Origin of the sequence: Acinetobacter soli (genome assembly GCF_000760595.1) — a bacterium.
GTDB classification, from domain to species: Bacteria; Pseudomonadota; Gammaproteobacteria; order Pseudomonadales; family Moraxellaceae; genus Acinetobacter; species Acinetobacter soli.
This window is the reverse complement of record NZ_BBNM01000001.1, coordinates 476,364-496,417: the sequence shown is the minus strand read 5'-3', so window position 1 is coordinate 496,417 and position 20,054 is coordinate 476,364. Positions and strand designations below refer to the sequence as shown.

The 20,054-nt window shown below is 42.9% G+C and carries 18 protein-coding genes and 3 tRNA genes; 10 read left to right on the top strand and 11 right to left on the bottom strand.

From position 1 onward, the window contains the following. A partial coding sequence (locus tag Aso01_RS02355) for a BapA/Bap/LapF family large adhesin (RefSeq protein ID WP_042065108.1) occupies positions 1 to 2,280 on the top strand: 2,280 nt, incomplete at its 5' end. Between the two features lie 89 nt (positions 2,281 to 2,369). On the opposite strand, the gene Aso01_RS02350 is transcribed toward Aso01_RS02355, so the two are convergent. Continuing rightward, positions 2,370 to 2,816: a universal stress protein gene (locus Aso01_RS02350; RefSeq protein ID WP_004939800.1), complete on the bottom strand. Its 447-nt coding sequence runs from the start codon at positions 2,814 to 2,816 to the stop codon at positions 2,370 to 2,372. Positions 2,817 to 3,015: 199 nt separating this feature from the next. Between Aso01_RS02350 and Aso01_RS02345 the strand changes: the two genes are divergently transcribed. Further along, a complete protein-coding gene (locus Aso01_RS02345) occupies positions 3,016 to 3,378 on the top strand; it encodes an MGMT family protein (RefSeq protein ID WP_004939797.1) in 363 nt (120 codons plus the stop codon). Between the two features lie 73 nt (positions 3,379 to 3,451). Here the strand turns inward: Aso01_RS02345 and greA are convergent, their stop codons facing one another. From greA to carA, 3 genes are all read right to left on the bottom strand, one after another. Beyond that, positions 3,452 to 3,928 carry a transcription elongation factor GreA gene (greA, locus tag Aso01_RS02340; RefSeq protein ID WP_004939793.1) on the bottom strand — a complete coding sequence of 159 codons (477 nt, stop codon included), beginning with the start codon at positions 3,926 to 3,928 and terminating at the stop codon, positions 3,452 to 3,454. 90 nt (positions 3,929 to 4,018) lie between these two features. Continuing rightward, positions 4,019 to 7,252, bottom strand: coding sequence for a carbamoyl-phosphate synthase large subunit (gene carB / locus Aso01_RS02335; RefSeq protein ID WP_004939791.1), 3,234 nt, complete (start codon positions 7,250 to 7,252; stop codon positions 4,019 to 4,021). Between the two features lie 14 nt (positions 7,253 to 7,266). Next, a complete protein-coding gene (gene carA / locus Aso01_RS02330) occupies positions 7,267 to 8,406 on the bottom strand; it encodes a glutamine-hydrolyzing carbamoyl-phosphate synthase small subunit (protein ID WP_004939789.1) in 1,140 nt (379 codons plus the stop codon). A gap of 342 nt (positions 8,407 to 8,748) precedes the next feature. Between carA and Aso01_RS02325 the strand changes: the two genes are divergently transcribed. Then, a complete protein-coding gene (locus tag Aso01_RS02325) occupies positions 8,749 to 9,177 on the top strand; it encodes a hypothetical protein (protein ID WP_004939787.1) in 429 nt (142 codons plus the stop codon). Between the two features lie 47 nt (positions 9,178 to 9,224). Here the strand turns inward: Aso01_RS02325 and Aso01_RS02320 are convergent, their stop codons facing one another. Then, positions 9,225 to 9,761, bottom strand: coding sequence for a DOMON-like domain-containing protein (locus tag Aso01_RS02320; protein WP_004939784.1), 537 nt, complete (start codon positions 9,759 to 9,761; stop codon positions 9,225 to 9,227). 12 nt (positions 9,762 to 9,773) lie between these two features. After that, on the bottom strand, positions 9,774 to 10,100 hold the full coding sequence (gene yhbY, locus Aso01_RS02315; RefSeq protein ID WP_004939780.1) for a ribosome assembly RNA-binding protein YhbY: 327 nt from the start codon (positions 10,098 to 10,100) through the stop codon (positions 9,774 to 9,776). A 197-nt stretch (positions 10,101 to 10,297) separates the two neighbouring features. Here yhbY and rlmE point away from each other — a divergent pair, with 197 nt between their 5' ends. From rlmE to Aso01_RS02295, 4 genes are all read left to right on the top strand, one after another. Beyond that, positions 10,298 to 10,948, top strand: coding sequence for a 23S rRNA (uridine(2552)-2'-O)-methyltransferase RlmE (rlmE, locus tag Aso01_RS02310; RefSeq protein WP_004939777.1), 651 nt, complete (start codon positions 10,298 to 10,300; stop codon positions 10,946 to 10,948). A gap of 135 nt (positions 10,949 to 11,083) precedes the next feature. Next, entirely contained in the window at positions 11,084 to 12,979 is a 1,896-nt protein-coding gene (gene ftsH, locus Aso01_RS02305; protein ID WP_004939774.1) for an ATP-dependent zinc metalloprotease FtsH, read from the top strand. A gap of 119 nt (positions 12,980 to 13,098) precedes the next feature. After that, positions 13,099 to 13,953 (top strand): dihydropteroate synthase, encoded by an 855-nt coding sequence (folP, locus tag Aso01_RS02300; RefSeq protein WP_004939772.1) that lies wholly within the window; start codon positions 13,099 to 13,101, stop codon positions 13,951 to 13,953. A gap of 78 nt (positions 13,954 to 14,031) precedes the next feature. Then, positions 14,032 to 14,346 carry a DUF5713 family protein gene (locus tag Aso01_RS02295; protein ID WP_004939767.1) on the top strand — a complete coding sequence of 105 codons (315 nt, stop codon included), beginning with the start codon at positions 14,032 to 14,034 and terminating at the stop codon, positions 14,344 to 14,346. A 118-nt stretch (positions 14,347 to 14,464) separates the two neighbouring features. Here the strand turns inward: Aso01_RS02295 and Aso01_RS02290 are convergent. The 4 genes from Aso01_RS02290 to Aso01_RS02275 all read right to left on the bottom strand — a co-directional run bounded on the left by Aso01_RS02290 (position 14,465) and on the right by Aso01_RS02275 (position 16,138). Next, a tRNA-Leu gene (locus Aso01_RS02290) sits at positions 14,465 to 14,551 on the bottom strand. 73 nt (positions 14,552 to 14,624) lie between these two features. Further along, a complete protein-coding gene (locus tag Aso01_RS02285; protein ID WP_004939762.1) occupies positions 14,625 to 15,788 on the bottom strand; it encodes a glycerate kinase in 1,164 nt (387 codons plus the stop codon). Positions 15,789 to 15,966: 178 nt separating this feature from the next. After that, positions 15,967 to 16,053: transfer RNA gene (locus Aso01_RS02280), tRNA-Leu, on the bottom strand. An 11-nt stretch (positions 16,054 to 16,064) separates the two neighbouring features. Beyond that, positions 16,065 to 16,138, bottom strand: a tRNA-Cys gene (locus tag Aso01_RS02275). A gap of 153 nt (positions 16,139 to 16,291) precedes the next feature. Here Aso01_RS02275 and folD point away from each other — a divergent pair. Both folD and Aso01_RS02265 read left to right on the top strand, forming a co-directional pair. Beyond that, positions 16,292 to 17,140 carry a bifunctional methylenetetrahydrofolate dehydrogenase/methenyltetrahydrofolate cyclohydrolase FolD gene (gene folD / locus Aso01_RS02270; protein ID WP_004939760.1) on the top strand — a complete coding sequence of 283 codons (849 nt, stop codon included), beginning with the start codon at positions 16,292 to 16,294 and terminating at the stop codon, positions 17,138 to 17,140. Positions 17,141 to 17,142: 2 nt separating this feature from the next. Beyond that, complete coding sequence (locus Aso01_RS02265; RefSeq protein ID WP_004939757.1) at positions 17,143 to 17,814, top strand: class I SAM-dependent methyltransferase; 672 nt, start codon at positions 17,143 to 17,145, stop codon at positions 17,812 to 17,814. 32 nt (positions 17,815 to 17,846) lie between these two features. Here the strand turns inward: Aso01_RS02265 and Aso01_RS02260 are convergent, their stop codons facing one another. Continuing rightward, positions 17,847 to 18,275 carry a hypothetical protein gene (locus tag Aso01_RS02260; protein ID WP_004939754.1) on the bottom strand — a complete coding sequence of 143 codons (429 nt, stop codon included), beginning with the start codon at positions 18,273 to 18,275 and terminating at the stop codon, positions 17,847 to 17,849. Between the two features lie 209 nt (positions 18,276 to 18,484). Here Aso01_RS02260 and glpD point away from each other — a divergent pair, with 209 nt between their 5' ends. After that, positions 18,485 to 20,002: a glycerol-3-phosphate dehydrogenase gene (glpD, locus tag Aso01_RS02255; RefSeq protein ID WP_004939751.1), complete on the top strand. Its 1,518-nt coding sequence runs from the start codon at positions 18,485 to 18,487 to the stop codon at positions 20,000 to 20,002. The last annotated feature ends 52 nt before the right edge of the window (positions 20,003 to 20,054 follow it).

Genomic DNA, 20,054 nt, shown 5'->3' with positions numbered 1-20,054 from the left:
AGCCTAAGCGTGACTGCGACCGATCCTGTAGGCAACGAAAGTGGCAAGAGCGATCCATTCAACCTGACTGTTGACCTAACTCCACCGAATGCACCATCGGGTACATTTAATGCTAGTGGTTCTGAGATTACAGGATCTGCTGAAGCTGGATCTGTTGTGAAAGTCAAAGATGCAAATGGTAATGTATTAGGCTCAGCGACTGCAGATTCAAGTGGCAAGTACACAGTGACTTTTACCGTTCCATTGGATGATGCTGAAAAAGTAAAAATTACAGCAACAGACAAAGCAGGCAATGAATCACAAGCCACAGATCTAACAGCACCGAATATTGTTATTGATGCGAAAGACAATATTGTTGAGGCTAAGGTCGACTTTACTTACCCAGTTACAGTAAATCCAAGTCAAAATATTATTAATGAAAGTTCGATTATTAATATTGGAAGTCAGACGTACTCTGGCAACTTTACTGTAGGTCAAGATCAGATTGCAGATGCGGTAATTTCAGTATCTACAGGTTCGCTTATTAACTTGTTTGATACAGCTCAAATGAGATTGTACAAACAGCAAGATGATGGTACTTGGAAGTTAATTGCAGATAATCAATCGAATGGCTTACTCGATTTACTCGGTATCTTTGGTCAAACAACCCAAGTAAAAGTAAATGATTTAACACCTGGTAATTATCGATTTGACTTTACTGGCGGTTCATTAGTCGGTCTAGGCACTTCGATTAAAGCAGATTTGCAATTAACAACCGAAAATACAGCTGCTAATCCAGTCGTGAGTGGCATTACTTCTAAAGAAGGAAATGTGATCACAGATAATGATCAAGCCAATGGTCAGGATCAGGTAACATCACAAACCAAGGTGACAGCCGTGAATGGCCAAACTGTCGCTGCTGATGGTAGTACGACCACAGTTATCGGAGAACATGGCACCTTAACCATTAAAGCGGACGGAAGCTATAAGTACACTCCTACTAGTAATGTAAACGTAATTGGTAAAACTGATGTCTTTACTTACACCATTACCGATACAACTTCTGGTAAGAGTGATACAGCTAAACTGATTGTTCAAATTGGAACCAATAGTGACCTAGACTTGACTTGGAATCCAAACAACCCAGAGGCAGATGCGACCAGCGTTGTTGCAACCAACAATGTAGAAGAGGTTGATGTAAATGCAACCAATGCTACAACAACTGCTTCGGCTAACCCTATTAGCTACTCATGGTTAATTGGTTTATTCGGCGTTACTGTTGGCCCAACTTCTGGCAGTACCAACTTCACCGTTGCATCTGGAACAATTGAAAATGTAAAAGTTACTTTTACATCGGGTCAAGCAATTTCTCTAGGTGGAGGTACAACAATTAATGTTTACAACTCCTCAGGCACATTAATTGGTACAACTGCTTCAGGTAGTACACTTGATCTAATTGGAATTTTTCCTAATGGAAATAGCGTTACGTTGACAGGATTAAACGCTGGCTCATATCGAGTAGAGGCTGTTACAAGCTCTGGCTTGGCAAGTATAGCTGGTTCTGTAAATGCAACTGTTACACGTGAAGTCATTGACCTCGATAGCTACACCGTAACTTCTCGTGAGACTGTAAAAGGAAATATCTTAACGGAAGATACCGGTGCAGGCGTAGATAAAGTTGCATCTCAGTACACCGATATCGCGATTTCAAATAATGGATCAACTTACTCTACTGTCACTAGTACAGGTACAACGATTCAGGGAGCTCACGGTACACTTGTGATTAAGTCCGATGGTAGTTATACCTATACACCAAACACGACACTTACAGGTGGCGGCGAAGATCAGTTTACTTATAAACTGATTGCACCAAACGGCGATGAATCGACTGCAACACTGAAGTTTAATGCCGGCTTTGTATACAACACCAGTGCAGGTGCCGATATTATTACTAGCAGTGCAGGTGATGATACCTTCACCACCAACGCAGGTGCAGACAAAGTGATCTTCAACTTGTTGAATAACACTGATGCGACTGGTGGAAATGGTCATGACACATGGACTGATTTCAGCAAAGCACAAGGTGATAAAGTGGATATCAGTGCATTGTTAACAGGTCAAAGCGTCACAGCATCTAATATTGCGAATTACGTTACAGTAACCAAAGATGGTGCAGATACGGTAATTAGCATTGATCGTGATGGAACAGGAACAACCTACCAAAGCACTGAGTTGCTTACATTGAAAAATGTGAATACAACTCTAGATGAACTGTTGCAAAACAATCATTTGATTTACTAATTCGTTAGAAAAAAAAGAGGACTGTCAGGTCCTCTTTTTTTGTTTAAATATTATAAAAATTAATATCTTATATGTTAAAAACATCAATCTTATTTATGCACTACCAGTACAGGCAGTGTGGTTTCCCCTAATAGTTTTTGAGTGACACTACCAAGAACTAATTTACGAATACCTGTTCGGCCATGTGAACCAATTACAATTAAATCGACCGCATGCTCTTCAGATGCTTTAATAATTTCTTTGTGAACATCTTGGCCTTCAATGATGACAGTATTCGCATCAATTCCAAACGTTAAGAATTTTTGTTTTGCTTCATCGACAATAGTTTTAATAATTTCCCGAGTTTGTTTTAGCGCGTCGTTTTCCACTTGGTGTGCCGAATTAATATATTCAATGTTGATGAATGGATCAATTGTTAAGACATAGATCACAGTCACTGTACTTTGATAGGTGGTTGCAAGCTTGGCGGCATGCTGAATTGCAGTTAAAGATGTGGGTGATCCATCAACTGGCACCATGATATGTTGATATCCCATTCTTATATACTCCCTTGTATTTATTGATAAGATTTATTGCATCCAAACAGTATTCTATTTAACTTATAAAAAATAGAGGCGACTTAATTATCTTTAGTATGAGTTGCTTTCATAAATTAGCACAAAATAATCTTAAAGATTCAACTTTAGAATTCATGCATAATCAAATTTTTAATTGTTTTATATAAGATGTGTGCTTATGGTGATTTCCCGTCAAGTTCAGCCACAAAAAGCGTCATCGATTGAGCTATATCGACAGATATTGGCTGTGGTTGCATTAGTGCCTGAAGGTTATGTGGCCACTTATGGGCAGATCGCCAAACTTGCTGGACTACCTAAACATGCTCGATTGGTTGGAACTGTTTTAAAACAGATGAGTGAAACGTCAGATTTGCCTTGGCACCGGATTATTAATGCACAGGGACGAATCAGTACTGGGCAAATCAATGATGCTGGTCAAAATATTCAAGAACTCAAACTCATACAAGAAGGTATCATCATAAAAGGTGGACGAATTGATTTGAAGAAGTACCAGTGGATGACTGACACATCTCAAATTTAGGTAAACTAGAATTGAGATGAATAGAGCACAATAAAAAGCCCCAGCGAACTGAGGCTTAAGTCATCGAGTGAAATTATAAGTATTCCACACTTACGATTTCATATTCGACTTCACCCTGAGGCGTCGTGATTTTGGCTTCGTCACCTTCGCTTTTACCCAGTAGGCCACGTGCAATTGGCGAGTTCACAGAGATTTTATTGATTTTAAAATCAGCTTCATCATCACCCACGATCTTATAGGTTTTGCGCTCTTCGGTATCAAGATTTTCAATGGTCACAGTCACACCAAAAACCACTCGGCCATTGTGTTCAAGCTCTTTAATATCGATCACTTGAGCTGCGCCTAATTTACCCTCGATATCCTGAATGCGCCCTTCACAGAAACCCTGTTGTTCACGTGCAGCGTGATACTCGGCATTTTCTTTTAAATCACCGTGTTCACGCGCTTCTGCAATCGCTTGTGTAATACGTGGACGTTCAACACTCTTCAGATGTTGTAATTCTTTCTCTAGAGCAGATTTGCCCTCGGGAGTCATTGGATAACGTTGCATTTTAGTCCCTCTTAATAAAATGGGAAAACCGCATTTTTAAAAAATAAAAAGCCCGCCACCGATAAGGTGGCGGGACTTATCGGTAACGAATTAACCTACTGTTTGTAAATCTTGCAAACGGTAAACATCCATTGGCAATTTCACAGCAAAAGCTTGGCAAACGGCTTCTGCACCGTTGATGGTCGTGGTGTAATACACTTTACCCTGTAGGGCAGCACGACGAATCATGGCAGAATCATATTGCGCTTGTTTGCCTTCTGTTGTGTTGACAATAAGATGAATTTCACCATTTTTCAAGCGATCCACAATATGTGGACGACCTTCGGTGACTTTATTTACTGCTTCACACTCCAGACCTGCTTCACGGAGGACTTTATGTGTGCCATTTGTTGCAACAAGTTTAAAGCCATACGCGATTAACTGCTTAGCAATATCAGCAATGTATTTCTTGTCAGATTCACGTACAGACAAGAATGCATACTTCACTTCACCATCAGTTGGCAAACCAGGCAGACGTTCGTTTGAGCCAAGTACGGCTTTGTAGAATGCTTCACCAAAGGTTTGACCCACACCCATCACTTCACCTGTCGATTTCATCTCTGGGCCAAGCATTGGATCTACGCCAGGGAATTTGGCGAATGGGAAGACTGCTTCTTTCACAGCAAAACGTGTCGGGATAATCTCTTTGGTAAATTCTTGAGACGCTAGTGATTGACCCGCCATACAACGTGCTGCAACTTTCGCCAGTGATTCACCGATACATTTCGATACGAATGGTACGGTACGTGAAGCACGTGGATTCACTTCAAGAACATAGATGTCGTTGCCTTTTACAGCAAATTGTACGTTCATCAAGCCAATAACACCGAGCTCTTTTGCCATTGCAACGGTTTGACGACGCATCTCATCCTGAACTTCTTGAGAAAGCGAGTAAGGTGGGATTGAGCAAGCTGAGTCACCAGAGTGAATACCGGCCTGTTCGATGTGCTGCATGATACCGCCAATCACCACATCTTTACCATCAGAGACACAGTCTACATCGACTTCAGTTGCATCGTCCAAGAAACGGTCGAGCAGGACAGGCGCTTCATTCGACGCTTGTACCGCTTCACGAAGATAACGTTTCAGCTCTTCTTCGTTATACACGATTTCCATTGCGCGACCACCTAAGACATAAGATGGACGAACAACCAATGGATATCCCACTTTCGCTGCTTCTGAAATGCCTTCTTCAGCCGATTTTACAATACTGTTGTTCGGTTGGCGAAGTTGTAGACGTTGAATCATTTGCTGGAAACGTTCACGGTCTTCAGCACGGTCAATTGCATCTGGTGAGGTACCAATAATTGGTGTGCCTGCTTCTTCAAGCGCACGTGCCAATTTAAGTGGTGTCTGACCACCGTACTGTACGATCACGCCTTTTGGCTTTTCGGTACGCACAATCTCAAGTACATCTTCAAGCGTAACGGGCTCAAAGTACAAACGATCTGAAGTGTCGTAGTCTGTTGAAACTGTTTCTGGGTTACAGTTCACCATAATGGTTTCGTAACCGTCATCACGCATTGCAAGCGCTGCGTGTACACAACAGTAGTCAAACTCGATCCCTTGACCAATACGGTTTGGACCACCGCCAATAACCATGATCTTGTCACGGTTCGATGGATTCGCTTCGCATTCTTCATCATAAGTTGAGTACATGTAGGCAGTGCCTGACTCAAACTCTGCTGCACAGGTATCCACACGCTTGTAAACCGGATAAACACCCAAATTCCAACGTTGCTTACGGAATTGCTTTTGTGAAATACCCATCAAGTTGGCAATACGTAGGTCAGATAAACCTTTACGTTTGAACGAACGGATGTTGTCAGCGTTTAAATCACCAAAACCTAGCGTCTTCACTTGTGCTTCAGTTTTGATAATGTCCTCAATTTGAATCAAGAACCAACGGTCGATTTTGGTCGCTTCAAATACGTCATCTAAAGAAAAACCGTGACGGAATGCGTCAGCCACATACCAGATACGCTCCGGACCAGGCACTTTAAGTTCTTTTAAGATAATCTCTTTGGCATTGGTGGTACCGGCTTCAACTTTTTCATCGAAGCCACAAACACCCACTTCCAAACCACGTAATGCTTTTTGTACAGACTCTTGGAAATTACGTCCAATCGCCATTACCTCACCCACAGATTTCATCTGTGTGGTTAACACAGGCTCTGCTTGCGGGAATTTTTCGAAGTTAAAGCGAGGAATCTTGGTTACTACATAGTCGATTGCAGGTTCAAATGATGCTGGTGTTACGCCACCGGTGATGTCATTTTTTAATTCATCAAGGGTGTAGCCTACCGCAAGCTTCGCCGCGATTTTCGCAATCGGGAAGCCTGTCGCTTTTGAAGCAAGAGCAGATGAACGCGATACACGTGGGTTCATCTCGATCACAACCATACGGCCGTCTTTCGGATTGATACCAAACTGTACGTTTGAACCACCTGTTTCAACACCAATTTCACGAAGAACTGCAATCGATGCATTACGCATGATTTGATATTCTTTGTCGGTTAGTGTTTGTGCAGGTGCAACAGTGATCGAGTCACCTGTATGCACGCCCATTGGGTCAAAGTTTTCGATTGCACAGACGATAATACAGTTGTCGTTTTTATCACGAACAACTTCCATCTCGTACTCTTTCCAGCCAATCAGTGATTCATCGATCAATAATTGTTTAGTCGGAGAAAGATCGAAACCACGCTCACAGATCTCAATAAATTCTTCTTTATTGTAAGCAATACCGCCACCAGAACCACCCATGGTGAATGATGGGCGAATGATGACCGGGAAGCCGAAACGTGACTGAATTTCCAGTGCATGTTCCATACTTTCTGCAACATCGGCACGAGGACACTCTAAGCCGATTTTACGCATTGCGATGTCAAAAAGTTTACGATCTTCTGCTTTTTCAATTGCGTCTTTAGTGGCACCAATCAGTTCAACATTGAACTTTTCTAGAACACCATTTTCGTCCAAAGCAAGCGCACAGTTCAATGCAGTTTGGCCGCCCATAGTAGGGAGCACAGCATCTGGACGCTCTTTTTCGATAATTTGCGCAACAGTTTGCCAAGTGATTGGTTCAATGTAGGTCGCATCCGCCATTGATGGATCGGTCATGATGGTCGCTGGGTTAGAGTTGACCAAAATAACACGGTAACCTTCTTCACGAAGCGCTTTACATGCTTGTGCACCTGAGTAGTCAAACTCACAGGCTTGTCCAATTACAATTGGACCAGCACCGATAATCAAGATGCTTTTAATATCCGTACGTTTAGGCATTATTCGCTCCTCAATTACTTCTTAGCTGCTTCGATAAGTTCGATGAAATGATCGAACAATGGGGCACAGTCATGTGGACCTGGGCTAGCTTCTGGGTGACCTTGGAAGCTAAATGCGGGTTTGTCTGTACGATGAATACCTTGGTTTGTACCGTCAAACAGTGAGCGGTGAGTCACCTTCACATTTGCAGGTAAAGTACTTTCGTCAACAGCAAAGCCGTGGTTTTGAGAAGTAATCATCACTGTACCTTGTTCAAGATTTTGTACAGGATGGTTTGCACCATGGTGACCATGATTCATTTTCATGGTTTTTGCACCTGAAGCCAGCGCTAAAATCTGGTGACCCAAACAAATACCAAATACTGGTAAGTTGGTTGTTTCCACAATTGTTTTAACTGCTTCAATTGCATAGTCACATGCCGCTGGATCGCCAGGACCATTCGACAGGAAAACGCCATCTGGATTCATTGCCAAAACTTTCTCGGCAGGTGTTTGAGCAGGAACAACTGTAAGTTTACAACCGCGGTCTGCAAGCATACGCAAGATGTTGGTTTTGACACCGTAATCGTATGCAACGACATGATATTTAAGTTCAGGTTGAGTAAAACCGTGTCCAAGCGTCCATGAACCTTCCGTCCATTCAAAGCCTTCAGGATCACAGCACTCTTTTGCCAAATCGAGGCCATTTAGACCACCAAAGGCACGTGCTTTTTCGAGCGCTTGTTCTTCTGTAATATTGTCGCCCGCAAGGATACAGCCGTTTTGCGCACCTTTTTCACGTAAAATACGTGTCAGTTTACGCGTATCAATGTCGGCAATTGCCACAACATTGTGCTGTTTTAAGTAGTCGCCTAAAGATTGTTCAGAACGGAAATTACTGTGAAGCAAAGGCAGATCACGAATAATCAAACCATTTGCCCACACTTTATGGATGCGACCCGATTCGGCGTCTTCGTCATTGCATCCAGTATTTCCAATGTGAGGATAAGTTAATGTCACAACTTGTTGTGCATAACTTGGATCGGTCAGAATTTCTTGATAACCAGTCATGGCAGTATTAAAAACGACTTCACCAGTCGTTGAACCCGTAGCACCGATAGACGTACCTTTAAAGATCGTTCCATCAGCAAGGGCTAAAATGGCGGGGGTGCTCAAACCAAAGCTCCTGAACTAAAACCACAAAAATTAGGGCTGTAAAAAAGCGAGTAGACGTAAAAAAAGGTAGGCTGCCTTCAAAAACATGCCCTCCTTTCAGTCTACTCGCTTATAACTTAACAGCGCATTATACGCATCGATTAGACCAAAGTCTACGTTTTTATTTGAAAAATTCTGAATTAAAACAATTCATTGTTTTTACTGAATTTTGATATCGAAATTTGAAAAAAACACTGAAATTCAAGATTGTCGAACAATTTTTATCAGTTTTCTCAACGTTAGGCTTACTATGTAATATGCGGTGACCAAATCGATACTATTACGTGAATCAGAGGTGTATTCATGACAACAAAAAAATCATTAAAACAAGCGGTCCAAGCGCATCAACAGCAAGTTGATCAACTGTGTAGTGACACCACAGCACAGGTACAAGAAGTGCTGAACGAAACGCAGGAAAAAATTGAAACCGAAGCCAAAGAATTAAACCAGACCATCCAAACCCAGTATCAACAAATTAAAGCCGATGTGCTTGGCCGCTTAGATGTGATCAAATCGCAACTCACACATTCACAAGGCGATTTGTCTGAGGCAGTTGAAGTACTTAAAAAAGAGTTATTGCAACTCAGTGATGATTTAAGCAAATTGGGTAAAGAAATTAAAGATGATTTGACCCATGTGACTTCAAAACACAAGGAAACGCTGACTGAAGTGCTTAAGCGTTCTAAAGATCAGGCGCTTGAAGCATGGCATAAAGTCAAAGAGAGTGCTTAGTATTGAGCAAAAGACAAAAATGCGAGATCTAGTATCTCGCATTTTTTTTAAAACTGATGTAGCCAATCCCGTTTATTATGAAAATCGGGTTGTGGACTACTGTGTTGCATGGCGTAGAACTGTGTTCCTTGAGAGGTGTTGAGTACAGCACTTAACCCCACATAGAGATCTGTCCATTTCACTTGGTGCTGACGCATAAATTTGCCAAGATCGAGGCTTGTATTTAGACCGTAATGCGTGCGCTCTAGCTTGATGAGTTCTATATCATGCGCGGCAACAGGAGGCATCTGCTCTGGATAGCGATACTCTTCAAACTCATATACTTGCCAGGCCTGTGAAGGGGAGAGATTAACCTCACGGTACGCATCTTGATGTTTAATGCCAATAAAGACTTCAAAGCAAGTTGAATTCCATAAATAATCTTGACGAGGATGCGCTGAGACACGTTTGGGCCATTCAATCAGCTGGTTGGGATCACGTACCCAGAATCCGATATTTAAAACAGATGGATGTTGTTGCTCAATCGCACCGACCAGTGAAATGACTTCAAACCGATCAAATGCATTTAACTCATAACTCGCCATACATCAAATCAACTATTTGTTGCCCAAATGCGCATGACGCACAAGATTTGAAAGATTTGGATTTTGTTTTGCAGCTTTTTTATACAAAAGTGCAATCTTGCCAATTTTCTGTACCACTTCAGCTTGAGTCTCTGCAATTAAAGCATCAATCACTTGTGCACGCGCGTCGCGGTCTTCACCTGCAATTTTGATTTTAATCAATTCGTGATCATTCAGTGCGCGGTTGGTTTCTTCGATAACACCTTCCGTCAACCCTTGTCCACCGATCATGACCACTGGATTGAGCGCATGCCCGATTTGACGTAAGCGTTTACGTTCTTGAATAGATAAAGCTGCCATTGAAACTACCTAGGATTAAAAGCGCCTAAGTATAGCAAAGTTGAAGGTCAAACGCGCGCACTATTGTTGAAATATTCGATCATGATCATAGGAAAAAATCTACCAAAAGTGGGGCTTTCTGATACACAACCATACTGCATCAATGCCGTTTTTGACGTACAATAGAGGTCAAGAAGTTTTTTAATATTTAGTAAGTTATGGCGACACGCATTACCAACCAGAAGTTATCTAAAAGTAGTCGTGCGTGGATGAGAGAGCATCTTGATGATCCTTTTGTAAAAAAGGCTCAAAAAGAAGGCTACCGTGCACGTGCTGCATATAAACTTTTAGAAATTCAGGAGAAATACAAACTGATCAGACCCGGAATGACAGTCGTCGATTTGGGTGCTGCGCCTGGAAGTTGGTCGCAAATTGCAGGCAAGCTTGTAGGTAGTAAAGGTTTAGTGATAGCTTCTGATATCTTGGCAATGGACGCTCTGCCGGACGTGACTTTCTTGCAAGGTGACTTTCGCGAAGAGGAAGTGTTCGAAAAATTGTTAAATATTTTAAATGGGCGTACTGTAGACATTGTAATTTCAGATATGGCCCCCAATACATCAGGTAATAGGGCAGTAGATCAGCCTCGTCAGATTTACTTATGTGAACTGGCGCTCGATTTTGCCCAGAAAGTACTTGGTCCAGATGGTCAGTTTGTGGTAAAGGTTTTCCAAGGATCAGGTTTTGATGAGTTTCGTAAGCAGGTAGTTGAGAGTTTCGATATTCTTAAAACTGCAAAACCTGCTGCCTCTCGTGCTCGATCAAAGGAAGTATTCTTAATCGGTCAAGGGCGTAAAAAGGCCTTGAAATAAAGTTTACTTGCCAAGCCGTTAAAAATTGTGCATTTTGTACAATTTGAACTGTTGCAAGCACGAGACTTGCTGTGAACTAGGGTCAACCCAGTGATATGGGCATGATCAAATTAGATTGATAATGGGAATAAAGCTTTGAGCGATCTCTTCAAGAATGCCGTATTGTGGCTAATAATACTTGGTGTTCTGATCTTGATTTTCAGTAACATCAGTGACCGTAATAAGCCATCTGCAATGAATTATTCGGAATTTGTTGCGGCGGTGAATGCTGGTCAAATTAAGCAAGTCACTATTGATGGTTTGAATATTAGTGGTGAGAAAACCAATGGCTCTCACTTTGAGACAGTACGTCCGCAAGTTGAAGACACACAGCTTTTACCTAGCCTAAACAAGAATAATGTGGTGGTTGAAGGTACAGCTCCTCAACGTCAAGGCTTGTTGATGCAACTTCTCATTGCTAGTTTCCCTGTGCTTTTAATCATTTTGTTATTCATGTTCTTTATGCGCAACATGGGTGGCGGTGCAGGTGGTAAAAACGGGCCAATGAGTTTTGGAAAGTCGAAGGCAAAAATGCTTTCGGAAGATCAAATCAAAGTAACATTTAAAGATGTTGCAGGTTGTGACGAAGCAAAACAAGAAGTTGTAGAGATCGTAGATTTTTTAAAAGATCCAGCGAAATTCAAACGTTTAGGGGCAACAATCCCGCGTGGCGTTTTGATGGTTGGACCTCCAGGAACGGGTAAAACCCTTTTGGCGAAAGCCATTGCAGGTGAAGCAAAAGTCCCATTCTTCAGCATTTCAGGTTCTGATTTTGTTGAGATGTTTGTGGGTGTTGGTGCTTCACGTGTACGTGATATGTTTGAACAAGCTAAGCGTCATGCGCCATGTATTATCTTCATTGATGAGATCGATGCAGTTGGTCGTCACCGTGGTTCAGGTACCGGTGGTGGTCATGACGAGCGTGAACAGACATTAAACCAGATGCTGGTTGAGATGGACGGCTTTGAAGGTAATGAAGGCGTGATTGTGATTGCAGCGACCAACCGTGTCGATGTACTCGATAAAGCCTTGTTGCGTCCAGGCCGTTTTGACCGTCAAGTGATGGTAGGATTACCTGACATTAATGGTCGTGAGCAGATTTTAAATGTTCACCTCAGAAAATTACCGTCAGTGACTGGTGTAGACGTTAAGGTATTGGCACGCGGTACACCGGGATTCTCTGGTGCACAACTGGCTAACCTGGTTAACGAAGCGGCTTTATTTGCTGCACGTCGTAACAAAAACACGGTCGATATGCATGACTTTGAAGATGCCAAAGACAAGATCTATATGGGTCCTGAGCGTAAATCGATGATTCTTCGTGAAGAAGAGCGTCGTGCAACGGCATATCATGAGTCGGGCCATGCCATTGTTGCAGAAGCTTTGCCGGGTACCGATCCGGTACATAAAGTGACCATTATGCCGCGTGGCTGGGCACTAGGTGTAACTTGGCAGTTGCCTGAGCAGGATCAGATTAGTCACTACAAAGATAAAATGTTGAAAGAAATTTCGATTTTATTTGGTGGTCGTATTGCTGAAGAAATTTTCATCAATCAGCAATCCACTGGTGCATCAAACGACTTTGAACGTGCAACTAAAATGGCACGTGCGATGGTCACCAAATACGGTATGTCAGATCGACTAGGCGTGATGGTTTATGAAGACGACAATACTCAAGGTTTCTTTGGAAATGTGGGTAGCCGTACAATTTCTGAAGCAACCCAGCAACAGGTTGATGAAGAAGTTCGTCGTATTCTAGATGAGCAGTATAAAGTGGCATGGGATATTCTTGAAAACAACAAGGATAAAGCGCATACCATGGTGAAAGCCTTGATGGAGTGGGAAACCATTGATCGTGATCAAGTGCTGGATATTATGGAAGGTCGTGAACCGCGTCCACCAAAGGTTTATGTTGCTGAAAATCCAGTTGTTGATTTGGATCCACCAAGTAACGGACCATCTACACCTCCGCCATTGCCATCAATGAGCTAAGTGTGAAATAAAAAAAAGAGTCGCCTAGAGCGGCTCTTTTTTTATTTAAAACAAAATGGAAATTATCTTTAAAGTGATGAGGTTGTTAAAATGATGGCATTTAAATGTGGAGTCATTGCATGAAATTGATGCCCTTACCGCAGAAAGTTATTTCCTGTGGATTATTGGAGTTGGATTTATCCTGTCCCCATGTTATGGGTATTTTAAATGTCACACCAGATTCATTTAGTGATGGAGGGAAACATAACTCCAAGATAGCTGCAATAGTGCATGCGCAGCAGATGATTGCAGATGGTGCGAGTATTATTGATATTGGAGGAGAATCCACTCGTCCGGGTGCATCGATAGTGGAGGTTGAAGAAGAGATACAGCGTGTAGTACCTGTGGTTGAAGCTTTGGCACAAGAGAATGTCATCATTTCTATCGATACCAGTCAGCCTCGTGTGATAGAAGCCGCTGTGGCAGCAGGTGCACATATCTGGAATGATGTGCGTGCACTTACTCGCCCAGGCGCCCTTGAGATGGCTGCGAGATTGAATATTCCTGTGATTATCATGCATATGCGTGGTGAACCGACCACAATGAATCAGCTAGATCAGTATGACAATGTTATAGAAGATGTGATTAATGAACTTCAACAGCGCGTTCAAGCTGCGTTATCAGCTGGTATTCGGCAGGAACATATTATTGTCGATCCCGGATTCGGTTTTGCAAAAAATGCCCAGCAGAATTTGACTTTGCTCAATGCGCTGTGGCGATTTACGGATTTAGGCTACCCAGTATTATCGGGTTTGTCGCGCAAACGGTTTGTCGGAGAGGTCTTGCAAGGCGCAAGCGCAGATCAGCGAATGGTGGGGAGTGTAACTGGGCATTTACTGAGTCTTCAGCAAGGGGCCTCCATTGTTCGTGTTCATGATGTAAAAGTCACCGTGGATGCGGTACGTATGTGGCAGGCGATGTTGGCTGCATCGTGAATATTGCCTTTAAAGAAGGTCGCCTTTTTGTATCAGGTATGATATAAGCAGCACGTTTTTTATTGAAAAGATGTACTGATGTTTAACGATTTACTTCTCCCTATGTTTGATGACGGCTACTATCCAGAAGTGTTAGTTGCAGAAGTTAAGCAGTATATTGTTGAATTTGCTAAAAAGATTCAGAAAATTGAGCAATCTGATTCTGAAATTTATCGCTTGGCAAACTTAACCTTGCTGAAAATCAATGAAATGAAACCAGACTTTGAGGATCTTGACTCGAATTTGGACGATACAGCCACTGATTATATTGCGGAAGCAATGATGATGGCCGTACAAGATGCGGGTTATATGGATATCGATCTTGAGGAATTGGTTGCAAACCGAGAATGGTGATCACCGTTCTCGCCATCTATGTGTAGTCATCGGTGTGATCTACATTTAATAGTGAGCAGACATAAAAAAACCAGCATATTGCTGGATTTTTTATTACACCATTTTAAAAGACTTAAAATGGTGCCCGGGGCCGGACTCGAACCGGCACGCCTTTGTGGGCGGGGGATTTTAAATCCCCTGTGTCTACCTATTTCACCACCCGGGCATGAGCGCCATCATAGTGTAACCATGCAAATTAGGCAAGGAAATCTTGAATTATATGCAGATTTTTCAAGCAATTATTTTGTTTCAGTCGATTCAAGCTGTTTAATGAGGCGTCCGATATTTTCTGTTGTGCGTGTAAGATTCATTGCCCCATTTTTACAAGCTTGTTCAATATTACTGGCACCATCGAGAATACCGAAAATCGCAGTAATACCATCTTCATACAGCATTTCGATGCCTTGGCCGATATAGCCTGCACATACAAATACAGGCTTGTTAAACGTTTTGGCTAAACGCGCCACTCCAATCGGTGTTTTTCCAAACTGCGTCTGTATATCGATTCCGCCTTCGCCAGTAAAAATGTAATCTGCTGCCTGAATTTTCTGAGCCAATTGAATAGATTCGATGACTGTTTCAACACCAGACTGAATTTTTGCCGTGGTAAACGCCATTAGGCCTGCGGCCAGTCCTCCTGCGGCGCCAGCACCCTTTACATGGTGTAAAGAGATACCTAAAGTCTGCTGAATAATATCGGCAAAATGACAAAGATTGGCCTCAAGCTGAATGAGCATATCCAGTGTGGCGCCCTTTTGCGGCCCAAAAATATAGGTTGCGCCTTGTGGGCCAATTAACGGATTATTCACGTCGGTGGCAATTACGATCTCAACATCAGCCAAGCGTGGGTCGAGTTGAGTGATATCAATTGATGCAATCTGATTCAGTTGCCCGCCACCCAATTCAACCTCTTGATCGAATTGATCTAAAAATCGTACACCTAAAGCACTTGCCATTCCCATGCCAGCATCATTGGTAACACTACCGCCAAGCCCGATAATAATTTTCGATACCTGATGATCTAAAGCAGCGCGAATCAGCTCTCCAGTACCATAAGTCGAAGTGAGTAGGGGATTACGCTGATCGGGTGTGAGCAAGTGAATACCATTGGCCTTTGCCATTTCGATCACTGCGGTACGCCCCTGATCAATCAATCCAAAATAGGTGTGGACTTTATAAAGATGCAAAGGACCACTCACTGTGACATATACTTTTTGGCCTTGTTGCGCATCGATGATGGTATCTACTGTACCTTCACCACCGTCTGCCATAGGGCATAAATCATACTTGGCATCTGGAAAAATACGTTGTAAACCGTGTTGCATGGCCAAACATGCTTCTCTGGCAGTCATACTTTCTTTAAAGGAGTCAGGAGCGAGTACAAATGTTTTTGTTTTCATCATTGAATAATAACGCGATGCACATTGTTATTGGATTTGTTATGAAGATAACACTCAGATCTTGAGATTTAAATGAGAAAGTCTTGGCTTGAATAAAGAAAATATAAAAACATAAATTTCAGGCATAAAAAAACCAGCACATTGCTGGATTCTTTATTGCACCATTTCAAAAGATTTAAAATGGTGCCCGGGGCCGGACTCGAACCGGCACGCCTTTGTGGGCGGGGGATTTTAAATCCCCTGTGTCTACCTATTTCACCACCCGGGCTTTACCAAATGTGGAGGCGGAGGTCGGAATCGAACCGGCGTACACGGAGTTGCAGTCCGCTGCATGACCACTCTGCCACCCCGCCATCATTTGGTGATGCACATATTAGCAAGCTTCAGAAAAAAAACAATACTAAATTCAGTGAATATGCGCAGAAAAACAACATCTAAAATAAAATTACCTAAATTATCATGTATCATTTGCAAAAATTGATTCATATCTAGCTTGGAGATGTGCCGTGGCATTGGTTTTAGATGGTCGTGCATTAGCAAAGAAAATTGAAGCGGACTTGTTGGTGCGTGTTGAAGCACTGAAAGCAAAAACAGGTCGTACTCCAATTTTGGCAACAATTTTAGTCGGTGATGATGGTGCTTCTGCAACCTATGTACGTATGAAAGGCAATGCATGTCGCCGTGTGGGAATGGATTCATTAAAAATTGAACTTCCACAGACCACGACTACCGAAGAGCTATTGGCAGAAATTGAAAAACTCAATGCCAATCCAGATGTACACGGAATCTTGCTGCAACATCCTGTTCCTGCACAGATTGATGAGCGTGCATGTTTCGATGCAATTTCACTCAATAAAGATGTCGATGGTGTGACGTGCTTGGGCTATGGTCGCATGGCAATGGGTGAGGCAGCCTATGGTTCTGCTACTCCAGCTGGAATTATGACAATTTTAAAAGAACACAATATTGAGCTGACCGGTAAGCATGCTGTTGTCGTAGGACGTTCGGCAATTTTAGGTAAGCCAATGGCCGCCATGTTGCTTGAAGCGAATGCGACCGTTACGATTTGTCACTCGCGTACACAAAACTTAGCTGAGTTTGTGAAGCAGGCAGATATTATTGTCGGTGCTGTAGGTAAGGCTGAATTGATTCAAAAAGACTGGATCAAACCGGGTGCGGTAGTGGTCGATGCTGGTTTTCATCCGCGTGATGGCGGTGGTGTAGGTGATATTCAGCTTGAGGGTATCGAGACTATCGCTTCGGCTTACACGCCTGTCCCGGGTGGTGTGGGTCCAATGACCATCACTACGCTGATCCGTCAGACTGTTGAAGCTGCCGAAAAAGCACTCGTCTAAATATGAGCGATCATATATCGCGACCACATGCAGTGCCGCCTGTTTTACTCGAAGCACTGCATGCCATTATTCCAAATGCTGAATTACAGGCACAGCAATTACCCGATACGCCAATTTCCCTCTGGTTGATTCCTCCAGTATTTCCAGTAGATCGGCTCGATGATGAGGTGGTGCGTAGAATCTGGAACGATACACCGTACTGGATTTTTTGTTGGGCTTCGGGTTTGGCGATGGCACAATGGTTGCTGGCAGAGCCTGAACATGTGCGTGACAAGGTGGTACTGGATTTTGGTGCCGGTTCTGGCGTGGTGGCAATTGCTGCAAAACTGGCTGGTGCAAAACGCGTCATTTGCTGTGATATCGATGCGGTTAGTTTGGCGGCCTGCCGTGAAAATGCACGTTTAAACTCGGTGGAACTGGAGTATTTAGAGGACTTATATCAGTCGGAGCAAGTCGATGTGTTGCTGGCGGCCGATGTTTTATATGACCAGTGTAATCGTTTTTTTCTGGATGAATTTTTAAAATTCGCACCTCAGGTGTGGGTGGCCGATAGCCGGGTAAAAAACTTTAGCCATTCGCGTTATATGAAAATGGATGAACGAAGTGCAACCACATGGCCAGATCTGGATGAGGCGAAAGAGTTTCGAAATGTGAGTTTTTATAAGACGCTGTGATCACAGCGTCTTTTTTTATCCGACAGATTAAATCAAGAACAGGTATAGCGCACGACTTTAAGCGTACTTGGGCGTGCCTCTAAGGCTTCACGCGTTGCATAGCCTTCACTGTTGTTGAGACTTGGACTGTCGGATAAGCCAAACGACATACGTGAGTTACGAATAGCAATCCCTTGATCTTGCGATCGGTTGGCTGCTGTATTTGGAATTTCATTGATGCTTAAAATCGACAGCGTATAGGTTTTGGTCGTTCCTAATACCGATTGACAGGCACGTTGTAATTTTCTCTGATCTAAATCTTGATTCGCGCGATTTGCAAGCGTATACGAAATCGTTGCCGAATTGGCAGATTTATTTTCGACTTGATAACCCGTATTACCGTTATATTGACGTGGTGTGCTTTGACAAGCCGCAAGACTCGCTGCAAGCGCTAAGACACCCAATAAATTATACATTTTCATGAAATTCATCCTTCTCTTATTGTGGTTAGTATCGCATAGTTTTAAGCATAACGTGGTGTCTGAAGCGGGGTGAATCCGCTGGACTTTACATCACATAAAAAGTGTACACGTTTGGTGGGTTGTGCCGTGTGAAAATCTGGCCGTCTGGCTTTCCAATTTGGATGTTTTTTGTTAACGTTAAAAATAAAAATCACAAAAAGGCGGGGATGATGAACATAGAAAATTCGCTTCCGTTGTACGACATTGCAGTGATAGGCGGTGGCATTAATGGTGTGGGAATTGCCAACGATGCTGCGGGACGCGGTCTGTCGGTCTTTTTGTGTGAGAAAGATGATTTTGCCAGTCATACCTCTTCTGCTAGCAGTAAATTAATTCATGGTGGTCTGCGTTATCTTGAGCACTATGAATTTCGATTGGTACATGAAGCGCTTGCTGAGCGTGAAGTATTGATGCGTAAGGCACCGCATATTGTGTGGCCTCTACGTTTTGTTATGCCACATCGGCCGCATTTACGCCCTGCATGGCTGATTCGTTCAGGCTTGTTCTTGTATGACTATTTAGGCAAGCGTGAAACGTTGGCGGCCTCCAAAAAAATTCATATGAATGCCAGTAGCCCCTTAATTCCGGAAATTTGTTTGGGGTTTGAGTATTCTGATTGTGCTGTAGACGACAGTCGTTTGGTAATTTTAAATGCGATGCAAGCCAGAGAGCATGGGGCAGAGCTGATGACTCGTACCCGCTGTGTCTGTGCCGAGGTTGTGGAGGGGGTATGGGTGCTTTCGTTACAGGGTGCAAAAGGATACTTTCAAATCCGTGCCAAAGCGTTGGTCAATGCAACGGGGCCTTGGGTCGAAGAATTTATTAAAACGCAGCTTGATCAACCCTCACCGTATAAGATCCGGCAGGTACAAGGCAGCCATTTAGTTGTCAAAAGATTGTATGAAGGGGATCATGCTTATATTTTGCAAAATAATGATCGCCGGATTGTGTTTACCATTCCCTATCTGAATGAATTTACATTAATTGGAACAACCGACCAGCTTTATACGCAGCATTTGGATCAAGTTGAAATCACCTCGAGTGAGACAGATTATTTAATGGAGGTGGTCAATGCACATTTTAAAAAGCCAATTACGAAAGAAGATATTGTTGAGCATTTTTCGGGTGTACGCCCGTTGTGCGATGATGAATCTGACCAGCCATCTGCCATTACGCGTGATTATACGCTTGCACTACAGATGATCGCCCCAAATGCACCGCTGTTATCTGTATTTGGCGGCAAGCTGACCACTTACCGTATGCTGGCCGAGTCTGCCATGACACGCCTAAAACCGTATTTTAAGCATATGGCACCTGCTTGGACCAAGACTGAACCTCTGCCAGGTGGAGAGCACTTTAAATCGAAGGTTACGCTTGCAGCAGCTATTCAGCGCCGTGTGAAAGGGATATCACCAACATTGGCTAAACGCTGGGCATCGACCTATGGTACACGTGTTTGGAAACTGCTTGAGGGAGTGGCCAAATTGGAGGATATGGGAGAGCATTTTGCTGATGAGTTGTATCGGGTTGAGGTTGATTATTTGATTCGGGTGGAGTGGGTGCAGACAGTTGATGATCTACTATGGCGCAGAACAAAACTGGGTTATCACGTTGGTAGTACAGAAAAACGTATTCTTGAAGATTACATGATGAACCGTATGGGATACACAACAGGATTGATTGCTTAACTCTATATTCGTACAAATAAATAATCAAATACAATCTAATTCATTGAGCATT